A 14,732-nucleotide genomic window follows, 5' to 3' on the forward strand; every position below is an offset into this window, starting at 1 on the left:
GCAGACGCTGCGCCACCCGGACTCTCCCGGACGGAGAGACCCATGAACGAAGAATTTCCCCTCGTCGAGATGCGCGGAATCTCCATCGAGTTCCCCGGTGTGAAGGCCCTCGACGCCGTCGACTTCCGCCTGTTCCCCGGCGAGGTGCACGCGCTCATGGGTGAGAACGGCGCGGGCAAGTCGACGCTCATCAAGGCACTGACCGGCGTGTACCGCATCGACTCCGGCTCGATCGTCGTCGCAGGCAGCGCGCGCAGCTTCGGCGGCGCCGGCGACGCGCAGGATGCCGGGATCTCGACGGTGTACCAGGAGGTCAACCTCGCCCCCAACCTCTCGATCGGTGAGAACGTGATGCTCGGCCACGAGCGCAGGGGCGTGTTCGGCATCAACTGGACGGCGACCCATCGCGCGGCCGGCGAGGCGCTCGAGCGTCTCGGACTCGGCCACCTCGACACCCGCAAGCCCCTGTCGACGCTCTCGATCGCCCTGCAGCAGCTCGTGGCCATCAGCCGGGCGATGGCGATCAAGGCCAAGGTCCTCATCCTCGACGAGCCCACCTCGAGCCTCGACGCGGCCGAGGTCGAGGGGCTGTTCACCGTCATCCGCTCGCTGCGCGACCAGGGGGTCGCGATCCTGTTCGTCTCGCACTTCCTCGACCAGGTCTATGCGATCAGCGACCGTCTCACGGTGCTGCGCAACGGACGGTACGAGGGCGAGTACCTCACTCGGGAGCTCGACCGGCACGCCCTCATCTCGAAGATGATCGGCAAGGATCTCGACACCCTCACCTCGCTCGGCGGCAACCGACGCCGCGAGCCGCGCGACCCCGCCGAGCAGCCGCTGCTGTCGGCGACCGGGATCGCCAGACGGGGTGCGGTCGAGGCGACCGACATCGACATCCGCCCCGGCGAGGTGGTCGGATTCGCGGGTCTGCTCGGCTCCGGCCGCACCGAGCTCGCGAGGTTGCTGTACGGCGCGGATCGCGCCGACGAAGGCTCCATCGAACTGCACGGGCAGCGTGTGGATCTCCGCTCGCCCGCCGACGCACTGCCCCGACGGCTCGCCTTCTCGACCGAGAACCGCCGCGACGAGGGGATCATCGGCGACCTGACCGTGCGAGAGAACATCATCCTCGCGGTGCAGGCCGAGCGCGGCTGGGCGCGGCCGATGAGCCGCAAGGAGCAGGACGCGATCGTCGACCGCTACATCGAGCAGTTCCACGTGCGACCGGCCGACCCCGATCGCATGATCAAGAACCTCTCGGGCGGCAACCAGCAGAAGGTGCTGCTCGGACGTTGGCTCGCGACGCAGCCCGAGCTGCTGATCCTCGACGAGCCGACCCGCGGCATCGACGTCGGCGCCAAGGCCGAGATCCAGGAGGCCGTGGCCGAGCTCGCCGAAGAGGGAGTCGCGGTCGTGTTCATCTCGTCGGAGCTGGAGGAGGTCGTGCGACTGTCCGAGCGGATCGTCGTGCTGAAGGACCATCGCAAGATCGGCGAGATCCAGAACGGTCCCGACGTCACCGCGCAGGTGATCGTCGACGTCATCGCCGCCCACGGTGTGGACGCCGCGGCCGAGACCCTCGACGACGCCGACGGTGCAGTGACCGATAGCATCGCCCCCACGACCGACAAGGAGGCAGCGCGATGACCGCGTCAGCCGGCACCGCCATCTGGCGGGATCTGATCCACAAGCCTTTCTTCTGGGGGATCGTCGCGATCCTCGCGCTGCTCGCCCTGAACGTCGTCAAGGATCCGACGTACCTCGCGCTCTCGATCAACCCCAACAACGGCAACCTCGTCGGCAACCTCGTCGACATCCTGCGCCAGGCCGCCCCGGTGATGATGATCGCGATCGGGATGTCGCTGGTCATCGCCACCGGCGGCATCGACCTCTCCGTCGGCTCGCTCATGGCCGTCGCCGGCGCGGTCTCGATGGAGTTCCTCAGCGCGGCCGGCGACTCGTTCGGCGCGGCGCTCGCCGCCGTCGGACTGGCGCTGGTGATCACCGGCATCCTCGGTGCGGTCAACGGACTGCTCGTCGCCTACGTCGGGCTGCAGCCCTTCATCGCCACGCTGGTGCTCATGCTCGCCGGTCGAGGGATCGCCAAGGTGATCACCGGCGGGCAGAACACCACCGCCTCGAACGACTCGTTCCGGTGGATCGCGAACGGCTTCGTGATCGGCATCCCCGTCGTGTTCATCCTCGCCGTCCTCATCGTGATCGCGGTCGGGTGGGTGGTCAGGCGCAGTGCGCTCGGCCTCATGATCGAGGCGATCGGGATCAACCCCAAGGCGAGCCGCATGGCCGGCATCAAGCCGAAGGGGCTGCTGCTCACCGCGTACATCATGAGCGGCATCCTCGCCGGGGTCGCCGGCATCATGTCGGTCGGCAGCGTCATGACCGTCGACATCTCCCGCACCGGATACCAGCTCGAACTCGATGCGATCCTGGCGGTCGTGATCGGCGGCGCCTCGCTCGCGGGCGGCAAGTTCTCGCTGAGCGGCGCGTTCGTCGGCGCCCTCCTCATCGCCACCCTCGACAAGACCGTGCTGTACCTCGGCGTCTCGTCGTCGGCCACCCCGGCCTTCAAGGCCATCGTCATCGTCGTGCTGTGCCTGCTGCAGTCGCAGCGGGTGCGCAGCTGGTTCACACGTCGACGCCGGGAGCGTCCGGTCGAACAGCTGCTGCAGAAGGAAGAGGTGTCGGCATGACCGCCCTGACCGTCGAACCCCGTCCCACCGCACGCTCGACGGAGACGCTCCTCGACCGTGTGCAGCGCATGATCCGTGCCAACCCGTCGGTGCTGCCGACCGTCGCCTCGGTCGTGATCTTCGTCGGCATGGTGATCTTCGGAGAGGTGGCGTACGGCCGCATCCTGCAGTTCAACACGCTGTCGAACCTGCTCATCAACAACGCGCACCTGATCGTGCTGGCCGTCGCACTGACCTTCGTCATCCTGACCGGAGGCATCGACCTCTCCGTGGGATCCGTCATCGCGGTCTCGTCGGTCGCCGGCGTGATGCTCTCGAACGCGGGATGGAACGCGTTCGCGGTCATCGTCGCGATGATCGTGATCGGCATGCTGTTCGGGGTCGTCTCGGGCGTTCTGATCCGGTACTTCAACGTGCAGCCGTTCATCGCGACACTCGCGATGATGTTCCTCGGCCGAGGGCTCGCCTCGCTGCTCAGCACCAAGCCGGAGCGGCTGGGCGAGGACTCCCCGATCCGCTGGATCGGGTCGCAGCTGAAGATCATCGACGGGCCGAAGGTGAACGACCTCGTCATCACCCCGGCGGTGCTCATCGCGGTGATCGTCGTGGCGGTCGCGTTCTTCGTGCTGCACCGCACCCGCACCGGACGCACCGTCTATGCGATCGGCGGATCCGAGAACTCGGCACTGCTGATGGGGCTGCCCGTGCAGCGCACCAAGGTCCTGGTCTACGTGATCAGCGGTGGTCTCGCCGGTCTCGCCGCGGTGCTGTACACGGCACGACTGGGCACGGCGCAGAACATCACCGGCATCGGGTGGGAGCTCGACGCGATCGCCGCGGCCGTCATCGGCGGAACCGTGCTGACCGGTGCGTACGGCTACGTGCTCGGATCTGTGATCGGCGCACTGGTGCTCGGACTCATGAACGTGCTGATCACGCGCGACGGCGGCATCCCGCCCGAGATGACGACGATCATCACCGGAGGCATCCTGCTCGTGTTCGTGCTGCTGCAGCGGGCGGTGATCCGCAAGCGGGAGTAGCGGCGTCCAGACGCCATCGACGAACGGCCCCCTCTCGATCGAGAGGGGGCCGTTCGCGTGCGCGAGATGCGGCTGCGTCAGCTCGTCGGGATCCACACCCGCATCGTCGACGGGCCGCGCCGAGCCCAGTCGTGGTAGGCGACCAGGGGCGCGTCGGATGCCTCTCCCGTCGAGCGATGCCGCACCGGCAGCACGACGTGACCGTCCCGCTCGACGGGCTCTCCGGCGACGACCGCGTCTCCGACGTCGGCGCCGAGGTCGATCGACTCGAGCGCCAGGACCTCGGGGCCCCGTTCGATCACGACGCTGCCCCGCACGGCATCGACCATCGGATGCGGTGACGTGGCGCGCGCCACGATCGGCAGCGTCAGCTCGACGACGTCGCCGGCGCGGAACGCCTCAGCGACTCGGAACACGCCCGCGGGCGCAGCGGACTCGCGCGCCTCGTCGCCGCTGTGCACGCGCACCGTCGCCCCCGAGGCCCAGGAGGGCACGCGCAGCGTCAGGGCGAACTCGGCGTCTTCGGTGATCGTGATCCGCACGACCCCCTCGGCGGGGTAGGTGGTCGACACGTCGAACGCGACGACCCGGCCGTCCGGCAGCGTCGTGCGCACGGTCGACGGCGCGTACTGGTGCAGCTGCACGCCGTCGTCATCGGCCGTCGCGACGTAGGCGGCGAGGCTCGCGAAGGTGCGCGCTACGTTCGGGGGGCAGCAGGACACCTCGAACCACGGTGCCCGCAGCGATGACGAGGCGCGGGGGGAGGTCGCGTCCGGGTCTGCGGGAATCCCCGGCGTGCGCTGATGCAGCGTGTTGGCGTAGAAGAACGAGCGGCCGTCCGACCCCGGAGAGGTCGCGACCACGTTGAACAGCGTGCGCTCGATCAGGTCGGCGTACTGCGCCTCGCCGGTCGCGAGCAGCAGGCGCCACGAGAACATGATCGATCCGATCCCCGCGCAGGTCTCGGAGTAGGCGCGATCCGACGGCAGCTCCCAGTCGTCGCCGAACGCCTCGTCCTGATGGTGCGACCCCTGGCCGCCCGTGACGTAGGTGCGGCGCTCGACCGTGCGATCCCACTGCGCGCGCAGGGCGTCGAGCAGCGACGCATCCGACAGCTCGGTCGCCACGTCGGCGGCGGCGGCGGAGAGGTAGTTGGCGCGCACCGAGTGCCCGCGCAGCGCCTCGGCGTCGCGCACCGACACGTCGTCCTGGAAGTAGCTGCGTCCCCACTCGATCTCGCCCAGCGAGCCGCGGCCGTGCCGCTCGACGAACAGGGCGGCCTGATCGATGTAGCGCCTCTCGCCGAGCGCTCGGCCCAGCTCCGCCAGGCCCACCTCGACCTCGGAGTGCCCGCAGATCGCGTCGCGTCCGTCCGCGCCGAACTCGCGGCAGACGAGGTCGGCGGCGCGGCGGGCGATGTCGATCAGCCCGTCATCCGCCTCGGGTCGCGTGCGGATCCGCGCGACGGCCGCCTGGAACAGGTGTCCGAGGCAGTACAGCTCGTGGCCCCACTGCAGCGCTGTCCACCGTTCGTCCTGACCCTCGCGTCCGAACATCGTGTCGAGGTACCCGTCGGGTTCCTGCGCGGCGCCGACCCGCTCGACGATGCGACGGAATCGCCGCTCGAGGTCGTCGTCGGCCCCGGCATCCGTGCGGCCGATCTCCCACGCGAGCGCCTCGAGGTACTTGTAGATCTCGGAGTCGGAGAACTCGCGTCCGCGGCGTCCGGCCGGCAGCGAGCCGGCGGCCGCGAGGTCGAAGTTGGGCAGCCAGCCCTCCGATTCGAGTCGCGATTCGATGTGCGCGAGCGTGGCCGACCCGTTGACGGCCTGCCGCTCGCCCCAGAATCCACCGGTGATCGAGACCTCGTCGAGGCCGAGAGGGCGCAGGCGTCCGCGGGTGGGGACCACCGGAGCGGCGGGTGCGGTGGTGTCGAACATGGTCATCCCTTGAAGGCGCCGGACATGAATCCGCGCACGTAGTGTCGTTGCAGGATCAGGAAGAGCAGGATGCAGGGGAGCGCCAGCACGACGACCCCCGCCTCGGTGGCGCCGTAGTCGACCACTCCCTGCACCTGTCCTCGGAGGTTCGCGACCGCGAGCGGCAGCGTCATGCGGTTGGTGTCGTTGATGAGGATCAGCGGGGCCATGAAGTCGTTCCACGCGGTGAGGAACGCGAACAGTCCGACGGTCACGAGGCCGGGCTTGACCGCGGGCAGCAGCACGCGCCAGAGGGCACCCCAGCTGGAGCATCCGTCGACCATCGCCGCCTCGTCCATCTCCTTCGGGATCGACTCGAACGAGATGCGCATCATGAACATCGAGAACGGCAGCTGGAACATCGTGATCACGAGGGCGACCCCGACGAGCGAGTTCTGCAGGCCGACCGCGTTCAGGATCACGTACAGCGGGATCAGCAGCGTGGCATACGGCACCATCAGGATCGCGAGGGTCAGCAGGAACAGCGCGTTCTTGCCGGGGAAAGAGAAGCGCGCGAATGCGTAGCCGCCCAGCAGCGAGATGAACAGGGTGAGCGCGACGGTGAGGACCGAGACGAACAGCGAGTTGCCGAGGTACACCCAGATGCCGGCCTGGTAGTCGCCGAGGGCGATGTAGTTGCCGAAGCCCCAGCCGTCGGTCTGGCTGGTGCCCGCCACCGGGCTGAGCGACGACACGGCCGTCCAGATGAGGGGATAGAGGAAGATCACGGCGAGCGCGGTGGTGAACACCCAGTACGGGATGCCGAAGATGACGCGCATCGCCGTCGAGCGGTATCGGGGTGCGACGGGCTGACTGTTCGGCGCGACGATCGTGCGGGTGAGCGTTTCGGTCATGGTTCTCAGCTCTCATCCGGACGCCGGAAGGCGCGCAACTGGAAGACGTTGATGACGATGAGTGCGAGGAGCACGATCACCGAGAGGGCTCCGGCGATGCCGAGGCTGTTCTGGCCCTGGAAGGCCACGTTGTAGATGAGCTGCACGACCGTCATCGTGCTGTTGTCGGGGCCGCCCTTGGTGAGGATGTAGAACTGCTCGAAGGCGAGCAGCGACCCGGTCACGCACATCACGGTGGTGAGCGCGAACGTCGGCTTGAGCAGCGGCACCGTGATGTGGCGGAACGTCTGCCACGGGCTCGAGCCGTCGATGCGCGCGGCCTCGTAGATGTCGTCGGGGATGCCCTGCAGACCCACGAGCATCAGCAGCATGTAGAAGCCGGCGAAGCGCCACACGATGAGGAAGATCGTCGACCACAGCGCCCCCTCCGGCGTGCCGAGGAACGTGATGCCCCACGACTTCATCAGGCCGGCGAAGGGGCCGGCGATGGGGGAGTACAGCACGTAGAACAGCAGCGACGCCGACGCGAGGCCGAGCGCGCTGGGGATCAGGAAGGCGGTGCGCAGGAAGCCCTTCCACCGCGTCGACTCCTGCACGAGCAGGGCGAGCCCGAGGCCGAGACCGATCAGGATGACGGTCGTGATGACGGTGTAGAGCAGCGTGAAGCGGATCGAGTCCCAGAAGAGGCGGTGGGTGACGGCATCCGCGTAGTTCTCGGGGAAGTTGATGCCCCGGTTGCCGCTGAGCAGAGGCCAATCGGAGGCCGACATCTGCACCACCAGCACCAGCGGCACGACGAACAGCAGGGCGACGAAGATCGCGGTGGGGGCGGCATAGAGCCAGCCCTGCACCGGGCCGCCGAACGCGGTGCGCGGTCTGCGGCGCCGCAAGAGGGGTGCGGTCTGGGTCATCTCGGTCTCTTTCGATCGGGAGTGCGGGACGTGCGGGACGGATGCGGGGGCGGCGCGTTCGCTCCGCCCCCGCATCCGTGGTCACTGCGAGAGGATCGCGGTGATCTCCTCGTTGTCGGCCGGCACCGAGTCCTCGCCGTTGAGCACCGCGTTGCGGATCAGCGTGAGCCAGGGGCTGCCCGGAGCGTTGAAGGCCTGCTGGAAGTTGAGCGCCACCGGGGTGTCGCCCTTGGCCGCCACCTCGTTGATCGTGACGAGCCTCGGGTCGGCGGAGGAGTACTCGTTGTCGGCGAGGTCACCGCGCGACACGGCGTTGCCGTCTTTCGCGAGCACCTCGACCTGAGCGTCCTCCGACATCATCCAGTTGAGGAAGTTCCAGGCCTGCGCTGCCTTCTTCGAGTCCTTCGAGATGCCGATCCCGTCGCCTCCGACGAAGGTCGAGACGCCTCCGTCGACACCGGGGATGCCGGCGACGCCGGCGTCGAAGTCGAGAGACGGGAGCAGGGTGGCGGGGAAGGGCATCACGCCGACCTTGCCCTCGCTGAACGCGGCCGTCCACGTCGGGCCGGCCTCGTCGGTCGAGCTGGGGAGCACGGCTCCGGCCTCTTCGAGCCCGGCCCACGTGTCGTACACCGCCTGGGCGGAGTCTCCGTCGAGCAGCGACTCGGTGCCGTCGTCGTTCATGACCTCGTCACCGGATGCCCAGATCGAGGGGAACCAGGTGAACACCAGGCATCCGCCGCAGTTCAGGCCCGTCGCCGTGCCGTAGGTGTCGGGCTTGTTCAGAGCCTGCACGGCCATGGCCGCCTCGGAGAACTCCTCGAGCGTGGCCGGTGCCTTCTCGGGGTCGAGGCCCGCCTCGGCGAAGAGCTCCTTGTTCCAGAAGAGCATCGAGAGGTCGAGGGCGAACGGCAGCACGTACTCCGCGTCGTCGACCGTGCCCGCCGCCAGGTGGCCGGGGTTGATCTCGTCTTTGAAGTCGAGGCCGTCGATCTGCTCGGACATGTCCTGGAAGAGTCCCTGCTGGGCCCAGTTCGGCACATAGACGATGTCGGCGGCGAAGAGGTCGGGCAGCCCTCCCGAGCCGGCTGCGGCGCCGACCTTGGCGACATAGTCGTCGTTGGGCACGACCGTGAGCTCGACCTGGTTCTCGTGGCTCGCGTTGTAGGCGTCGACGAGCAGCTTGGCCTGGCGCTCGATGGGCGCGCGGGTCCACAGCGTCAGCGTCGTGCCGTCGTCGGTCCCCTCCGCCGTGATCGGCTCGTTCGAGGCCTCGTCTGCGGCGGGTGCGCAGGCGGCGAGGCCGCCGAGGAGCAGGCCGGCGGCGATGGCGGCGGCGGATGCTCGGCGCACGGCGTGAGTGCGGGTGGTGATCATGGTGGGGGACTCCTCTTGGCTCGTCTTCGAGCGGATGCGGTGTGGCGCTTCGACCGTGCAGCGCCGGTGTGGAGATGGTGTGGAGATCGGGTTCTTCGAAATTAACGAAAACCCTTTCGAAAAGGTATAGCGTGGTTTCTGCGGGGGCGTCAACCCTCGTTCCGATAACCTTTCAGCAACAGGGAGTGGGATGAGCGACGCGAATGCAGCACGGGCGGTGACCCTCGGCGATGTCGCCGCGCGGGCCGGAGTGTCGATATCGACAGCGTCCAAGGCACTGAACGATCGGGGTGATGTCTCGGCCGCGACCCGTGCCAAGGTGCGGGCGATCGCAGACGAGCTGTCCTTCACTCCGAACGCCATGGCTCGGGGACTGCTCGCCGGGCGCACCGGCACTGTCGGGTTGCTCACGAGCGACCTCGAGGGCCGGTTCATGCTCCCGATCCTGATGGGGGCGGAGGATGCTTTCGGTGCCGGCCGCATCAATGTCTTCCTGTGCGACGCGCGCGGCGACGCGATCCGCGAGCAGCACCACCTCAAGGAGCTGCTGAGCCGCCGGGTCGACGGGATCATCGTCGTCGGTCGGCAGACGGATCCGCGGCCGTCGCTCGGCCAGGAGCTCCCCGTGCCGGTCGTCTACGCGTATGCGCCGTCCGACGACCCGCGCGACCTGTCGCTGACCCCCGACAACTACGCCGGAGGGCGTCTCGCGATCGAGCATCTGCTCGCCTGCGGGCGGCGGCGCATCGCGCACATCTCGGGCGACCCCGGCTATGCCGCTGCGCAGGACCGCCTCGCGGGGGCCAGGGCCGCGCTCGGCGAGGCAGGACTCGAACTCGTGGGCGAGCCCATGTTCTCGGAGTGGACGGAGCACTGGGGCCGCGATGCCGCCGCGATGCTGCTGCAGCGGCATCCCGACATCGATGCCGTGTTCTGCGGGTCCGACCAGATCGCCCGTGGTGTGCTCGACTCGGCGCGGGATCTGGGCCGCACGGTGCCCGACGACCTCGCAGTGATCGGGTACGACAACTGGGAGGTGCTCGCCACCAACGCGAGGCCCGAGCTCACCAGCATCGACGCCAACCTGCAGCAGCTCGGTCGTCAGGCCGCTCTGCGGGTGTTCGACGCGATCGACGGCATCGATGTCGGCGAGGGTGCGCACCACCTGCCGGTGCGGCTCGTGATCAGGGGATCGACCATCGCCCGGCGGTGAGCCGCGCCTGGGTTCCGCGCGGTTCCGCGGGGCGGCTGTTCCGTCCGTTCAGACGTGGTCGCGCCAGGAGTGCTGAGGATCGAAGCCGAGCACGCGGCGGGCCTTGTCGATCGAGAGCAGCGTCTCGTTCGGACCGAACTCGCGGGCGTGCGGCACGTCGGGGAAGACCTCGGCGAGCAGTTCGGCGTTCGGTCGCGACATCACGGTGTCGGCCGCCGCGATGATGAAGGTGTCGAAGCCGGGAGCTGCGACCTCGAGGGCGCGCTGCACGGCCTGGGCCCCGTCACGGGCGTCGATGTAGCCCCAGAGGTTCCACTTGCGACGCAGGGCGTCGGCGTCGAAGTCCGGGAACTCGGCATAGTCCGCGGGGTTCATCACGTTCGAGAAGCGCAGCGCCGTGATCGACAGGTCGGGATGCCAGCGCACGAGCTCGGTCGCCAGGCGCTCCTCGAGCGTCTTGACCAGCGAGTACACCGATTCGGGGCGGGCGGGGTAGTCCTCGTCGACGGGCACGTAGGGCGGCGGCACGTCGAAAGGCAGGCCGAGGACCGTCTCGCTCGACGCGTAGACGACGCGGCGGATGCCGAGGCGCACCGCCGCCCAGAACACGTTGAACGTCGCCGGCATGTTGTTGTGGAAGGTTGCGACGTCGCTGCGGATGCCCGGCGCGGGGATCGCGCCGAGATGCACCACGGCGTCGATGCCGTCATGGCGGTCGCCGACGGCGCCGAGCGCATCCACGACCTGGCCGTAGTCCGTGAGGTCGACCTGCACGAAGTCGGGGCCGCGGGTGCCCGCGACGTCCATGCCGATGACCTCGTACCCGCGGGCGCGGAGCTCCCGCGCGACGACGCTGCCGAGCTTGCCCGATGATCCGGTGAGTGCGATGCGCATGTCACCAGAGTGGCACGAAGGCGGGGAGTCGGGGCCGTGCGGCATACACTCGTCGGCGTGAGTGACACGAACAGCGAGCCCCCGCGCACCGTCGGTGTGCGCGATGTCGCCTCTCGTGCCGGGGTGTCGCGGCAGACGGTCTCCCGGGTGCTCAACGACCATCCCGAGGTCGCGACCGAGACCAGGGAGCGGGTGCTCGCCGCCATGGCCGAGCTGGGATACCGCATGAACAACGCGGCCAGGGCGCTGGGGACCCGGCGCTCCCGCACTCTCGGTGTGCTGGCGACCGACGCGCTGCACTACGGACCCTCGCGCAGCATCGCCGCGCTCGAGGCCTCGGCCCGTGAGGCCGGGTACTGGCTGAGTGCGGCCTTCGCGGACGCGGGTGATGCGGATGCCGTGGTCGCCGCCGTCGACCACCTCGTGATGCAGGGCGTCGAGGGCATCGTCGTCGTCGCACCTCATGCCCACACCCTCGACGCGCTCGACGAGGTGCGCATCGGGGTTCCGGTCGTCACGCTGCACGCGGCCGACCGGGGCGCTCGCGGCCTCTCGGTCGATCAGGCGGCGGGAGCCCGGCTCGCGGTCGCGGCGCTCGCCGACGCCGGTCACACGCGCATCGCGCACCTCGCCGGACCCGCCGACTGGCTCGAGGCCGAGTCCCGCGCCGAGGGATTCGCCGCCGAGCTCGCCGCGAGAGGGCTCGCCGCCGGGCCCGTGTTCGAGGGCGACTGGACCGCGGGCTCGGGCTACGCGGCGGTCGAGGCCGTGCGCGGATCGGGCGTGACGGCCGTGTTCGTGGCGAACGACCAGATGGCTCTCGGGTTGCTCGGCGGTCTGCACGAAGCGGGTCTCGCCGTGCCGGGCGACATCAGCGTGGTGGGATTCGACGACACCCCGGACGCCGCCTACTACTGGCCGAAGCTCACGACCGTGCGACAGGACTTCGCGGAGTTGGCGCGTCGTGCGGTGGCCGCGGTGCTGGCGGGCAGCGTGGAGGCTCCGGCATCCGATCTCCCTCCCGTGGCGCCGGTGCTGGTCACCCGGGATTCGGTCGCCCCGCCGCGCTGACCCGGGATTCGGTGTGCCGACCCGTGCCGTGCTGTCCCGTCCCGTCCCGTCCCGTCCCGTCTCGCGCCGTGCCGACCTGTCCCGTCCCGTCCCGTGCCGTCGCGGCGCGGGGTCGATTTCGCACGGGAATCGCAGGCGGGGTCGATTTCGCACGTTGATCGGCCATATCCGATGCGAAACTGACCCCGCCTGGGTGTGCGGTGCGAAACTGACCCCGCCCGGACGCGGCGACAGCGCGCGTCTTGACCGCCGCCGCACCCCCGTGACACACTTCTGTGACCGGTCACAGTGGCCGCCGACGACTCCGAGGTACCCGTGAGCAACGAAGCCCCCGCCTTCTCCCCCGAGATCGCCGCAGCGATCCAGGCCGTCCGCGAGGACGTCGCCCGCCTGCACGGCGAGCTCGTCCGCTACGGACTCGTGGTCTGGACGGGCGGGAACGTCTCGGGGCGGGTCCCCGGCGCCGACCTGTTCGTGATCAAGCCCTCCGGCGTCAGCTACGACGACCTCGCGCCCGAGAACATGATCCTCTGCGACCTCGACGGCGCCGTGATCGCCGGAACGCCGGGCAGCGATCGCTCGCCCTCCAGCGACACCGCGGCTCACGCCTACGTCTATCGCCACATGCCCGAGGTCGGCGGCGTCGTGCACACGCACTCGACCTTCGCGGTCGCCTGGGCGGCCCGCGGCGAGGAGATCCCCTGCGTCATCACGGCCATGGCCGACGAGTTCGGCGGACCCATCCCCGTCGGGCCCTTCGCGATCATCGGCGACGACTCGATCGGACGGGGCATCGTGCAGACCCTCTCCGGCCACCGCAGCCGGGCGGTGCTGATGCAGAACCACGGCCCCTTCACCATCGGCGTCGATGCGAAGGACGCCGTGAAGGCGGCCGTCATGGTCGAGGACGTCGCCCGCACCGTGCACCACGCCCGCGAGGCGGGCCCCCTGATCCCCCTCCCGCAGGAGGCCATCGACAGCCTCTTCGCCCGCTACCAGAACGTCTACGGACAGAACTCGGACGCCCGACGATGAGCGACACAACCCCCCTCACCACCGCCCGCAGCACCACCGCCCGCGACGACATCGTGGCCGGCCGCACGAGCCTGGGCATCGAGCTCGGCTCGACCCGCATCAAGGCGTGCCTGATCGGATCGGATGCGACCGAGGTGCTCGCCACCGGGTCGTTCGCCTGGGAGAACCGCCTCGAGGGCGGCCTCTGGACCTACGACCTCGACGAGGTCTGGGCGGGCCTGCAGGCTGCGTACGCCGGGCTCGTCGCCGACGCGGAGCGCGCGCACGGCGTGCGCCCCGAGTCGTTCGGTGCCATCGGTATCTCGGCGATGATGCACGGATACCTCGCGTTCGACGCGCAGAGCGAGCTGCTCGTGCCGTTCCGCACCTGGCGCAACACCAACACGGGCGTCGCCGCGGCGGAGCTGACCGAGCTGCTCGGGGTGAACATCCCGCTGCGCTGGTCGATCGCCCATCTGCACCAGGCCGTCGTCGACAGCGAGGAGCACGTGCCGCAGCTCGACTTCGTGACCACGCTCGCCGGATACGTCCACACGGCTCTCACCGGCCGTCGCGTGCTCGGTGTCGGCGATGCATCCGGCATGTTCCCGATCGATTCGGCGACCGGCGACTACGACGAGCGGATGCTGCAGGCCTACGACGCGCTCGCGGCCGACCGCCTGCCGGCGAGCGCCAGAGACCTTCTTCCTGAAGTCCTCCCCGCCGGCGCCGAGGCCGGCACGCTCACCGCCGACGGGGCGGCCCTGCTCGATCCGACCGGCGCGCTGCGCCCCGGCATCCCGCTGTGTCCTCCCGAGGGAGATGCGGGAACCGGCATGGTCGCGACGAACTCGGTGTCGCCCCGCACGGGCAACGTCTCGGCGGGGACGAGCATCTTCGCGATGGTCGTCCTCGAGGGTCCGCTGGCGCAGGTGCACCACGAGCTCGACCTGGTGACGACCCCGGCCGGCGACGCGGTCGCGATGGTGCACTGCAACAACGGGGCGAGCGAGCTCGCCGCGTGGGCCGGACTCTTCACCCGCTTCTCCGCCGCGGCCGGGCAGCCGCTCGACGCCGATGCGGTGTTCGACGCACTCTTCCGTGAGGCGCTCGAGGGTGAGGCGGATGCCGGTGGCCTGCTCGCCTACAACCATCTCGCGGGCGAGCCGATCGCCGGCCTCACCGAGGGGCGTCCGCTCTTCGTGCGCACCCCCGACAGCGCCTTCACCCTCGCGAACTTCATGCGCGCGCAGCTGTACGGCGTCTTCGGCACACTCGCGCTCGGGATGCAGGTGCTCACCGCCGAGGGCGTGCGGCTCGACCGCATGTTCGCGCACGGCGGCATGTTCCGTACTGCGGGAGTCGCGCAGCGCTTCCTCGCCGGCGCGCTGGATGCCCCGGTCTCGGTGGGCGAGCTGGCAGCGGAGGGCGGGGCCTGGGGCATCGCGGTGCTCGCGTCGTATCTGGCCCATGCCGACACGCGCACCCTGGGGGAGTACCTCGTCGGCGAGGTCTTCGCCTCGGCATCCCTCGTCGTGGCCGAGCCCGATCCTGCCGACGTCGCCGGATTCGCCGCCTATCTCGACCGCTACCGCGCAGGCCTCGCCGTCGAGGCCGCCGCCACCACCGCTCTCTGAACTGTTCCCGCCAGACCGAAGGATCCGC

At 69.6% G+C, this 14,732-nt stretch carries 12 protein-coding genes; 7 read left to right on the forward strand and 5 right to left on the reverse strand.

From position 1 onward, the window contains the following. Positions 1-42: 42 nt before the first annotated feature. Genes ABTZ43_RS11060 through ABTZ43_RS11070 form a run of 3 tightly spaced genes read left to right on the forward strand, consistent with a single transcriptional unit; the run spans position 43 to position 3,754 of the window. Positions 43-1,650, forward strand: coding sequence for a sugar ABC transporter ATP-binding protein (locus tag ABTZ43_RS11060; RefSeq protein ID WP_350538826.1), 1,608 nt, complete (start codon positions 43-45; stop codon positions 1,648-1,650). After that, complete coding sequence (locus ABTZ43_RS11065) at positions 1,647-2,714, forward strand: ABC transporter permease (RefSeq protein WP_149422221.1); 1,068 nt, start codon at positions 1,647-1,649, stop codon at positions 2,712-2,714. Before ABTZ43_RS11060 ends, ABTZ43_RS11065 begins: the two co-directional genes overlap by 4 nt. Continuing rightward, positions 2,711-3,754, forward strand: a complete 1,044-nt coding sequence (locus ABTZ43_RS11070; protein WP_149422222.1) for an ABC transporter permease — start codon at positions 2,711-2,713, stop codon at positions 3,752-3,754. The genes ABTZ43_RS11065 and ABTZ43_RS11070 overlap by 4 nt, the downstream gene beginning before the upstream one ends. Positions 3,755-3,831: 77 nt before the next feature. On the opposite strand, the gene ABTZ43_RS11075 is transcribed toward ABTZ43_RS11070, so the two are convergent. The 4 genes from ABTZ43_RS11075 to ABTZ43_RS11090 all read right to left on the reverse strand — a co-directional run bounded on the left by ABTZ43_RS11075 (position 3,832) and on the right by ABTZ43_RS11090 (position 8,875). Further along, positions 3,832-5,700: a glycoside hydrolase family 127 protein gene (locus ABTZ43_RS11075; RefSeq protein WP_502885378.1), complete on the reverse strand. Its 1,869-nt coding sequence runs from the start codon at positions 5,698-5,700 to the stop codon at positions 3,832-3,834. Beyond that, positions 5,697-6,587 carry a carbohydrate ABC transporter permease gene (locus tag ABTZ43_RS11080; RefSeq protein WP_082539301.1) on the reverse strand — a complete coding sequence of 297 codons (891 nt, stop codon included), beginning with the start codon at positions 6,585-6,587 and terminating at the stop codon, positions 5,697-5,699. Before ABTZ43_RS11080 ends, ABTZ43_RS11075 begins: the two co-directional genes overlap by 4 nt. Before the next feature lie 5 nt (positions 6,588-6,592). Continuing rightward, positions 6,593-7,498 carry a carbohydrate ABC transporter permease gene (locus ABTZ43_RS11085; RefSeq protein WP_056419291.1) on the reverse strand — a complete coding sequence of 302 codons (906 nt, stop codon included), beginning with the start codon at positions 7,496-7,498 and terminating at the stop codon, positions 6,593-6,595. Between the two features lie 81 nt (positions 7,499-7,579). Further along, positions 7,580-8,875, reverse strand: a complete 1,296-nt coding sequence (locus ABTZ43_RS11090) for an ABC transporter substrate-binding protein (protein ID WP_350538828.1) — start codon at positions 8,873-8,875, stop codon at positions 7,580-7,582. A 190-nt stretch (positions 8,876-9,065) separates the two neighbouring features. On the opposite strand from ABTZ43_RS11090, the gene ABTZ43_RS11095 reads away from it, so the two are divergent. Further along, positions 9,066-10,088, forward strand: coding sequence for a LacI family DNA-binding transcriptional regulator (locus ABTZ43_RS11095; RefSeq protein ID WP_350538829.1), 1,023 nt, complete (start codon positions 9,066-9,068; stop codon positions 10,086-10,088). Positions 10,089-10,136: 48 nt separating this feature from the next. Here ABTZ43_RS11095 and ABTZ43_RS11100 read toward each other — a convergent pair whose 3' ends face one another. Continuing rightward, positions 10,137-10,982, reverse strand: coding sequence for an NAD-dependent epimerase/dehydratase family protein (locus ABTZ43_RS11100; RefSeq protein ID WP_350538831.1), 846 nt, complete (start codon positions 10,980-10,982; stop codon positions 10,137-10,139). A 57-nt stretch (positions 10,983-11,039) separates the two neighbouring features. Here ABTZ43_RS11100 and ABTZ43_RS11105 point away from each other — a divergent pair, with 57 nt between their 5' ends. The 3 genes from ABTZ43_RS11105 (at position 11,040) to ABTZ43_RS11115 (ending at position 14,704) form a co-directional block, all read left to right on the forward strand. Continuing rightward, on the forward strand, positions 11,040-12,053 hold the full coding sequence (locus ABTZ43_RS11105) for a LacI family DNA-binding transcriptional regulator (protein ID WP_350538832.1): 1,014 nt from the start codon (positions 11,040-11,042) through the stop codon (positions 12,051-12,053). A 315-nt stretch (positions 12,054-12,368) separates the two neighbouring features. Then, positions 12,369-13,088 carry an L-ribulose-5-phosphate 4-epimerase gene (locus ABTZ43_RS11110; protein WP_350538833.1) on the forward strand — a complete coding sequence of 240 codons (720 nt, stop codon included), beginning with the start codon at positions 12,369-12,371 and terminating at the stop codon, positions 13,086-13,088. After that, complete coding sequence (locus tag ABTZ43_RS11115) at positions 13,085-14,704, forward strand: xylulokinase (protein WP_350538834.1); 1,620 nt, start codon at positions 13,085-13,087, stop codon at positions 14,702-14,704. The genes ABTZ43_RS11110 and ABTZ43_RS11115 overlap by 4 nt, the downstream gene beginning before the upstream one ends. Positions 14,705-14,732: the final 28 nt, after the last annotated feature.

Origin of the sequence: Microbacterium sp. NPDC097977, from assembly GCF_040302605.1 — a bacterium.
Lineage (GTDB): Bacteria > Actinomycetota > Actinomycetes > Actinomycetales > Microbacteriaceae > Microbacterium.

Excerpts from the sequence above, each read along its gene's own strand:
- ABTZ43_RS11060 (WP_350538826.1), top strand. The coding sequence starts at position 43 with ATGAACGAAGAATTTCCCCTCGTCGAGATGCGCGGAATCTCCATCGAG.
- ABTZ43_RS11065 (WP_149422221.1), top strand. The coding sequence starts at position 1,647 with ATGACCGCGTCAGCCGGCACCGCCATCTGGCGGGATCTGATCCACAAG.
- ABTZ43_RS11070 (WP_149422222.1), top strand. The coding sequence starts at position 2,711 with ATGACCGCCCTGACCGTCGAACCCCGTCCCACCGCACGCTCGACGGAG.
- ABTZ43_RS11075 (WP_502885378.1), bottom strand. The coding sequence starts at position 5,700 with ATGACCATGTTCGACACCACCGCACCCGCCGCTCCGGTGGTCCCCACC.
- ABTZ43_RS11080 (WP_082539301.1), bottom strand. The coding sequence starts at position 6,587 with ATGACCGAAACGCTCACCCGCACGATCGTCGCGCCGAACAGTCAGCCC.
- ABTZ43_RS11085 (WP_056419291.1), bottom strand. The coding sequence starts at position 7,498 with ATGACCCAGACCGCACCCCTCTTGCGGCGCCGCAGACCGCGCACCGCG.
- ABTZ43_RS11090 (WP_350538828.1), bottom strand. The coding sequence starts at position 8,875 with ATGATCACCACCCGCACTCACGCCGTGCGCCGAGCATCCGCCGCCGCC.
- ABTZ43_RS11095 (WP_350538829.1), top strand. The coding sequence starts at position 9,066 with ATGAGCGACGCGAATGCAGCACGGGCGGTGACCCTCGGCGATGTCGCC.
- ABTZ43_RS11100 (WP_350538831.1), bottom strand. The coding sequence starts at position 10,982 with ATGCGCATCGCACTCACCGGATCATCGGGCAAGCTCGGCAGCGTCGTC.
- ABTZ43_RS11115 (WP_350538834.1), top strand. The coding sequence starts at position 13,085 with ATGAGCGACACAACCCCCCTCACCACCGCCCGCAGCACCACCGCCCGC.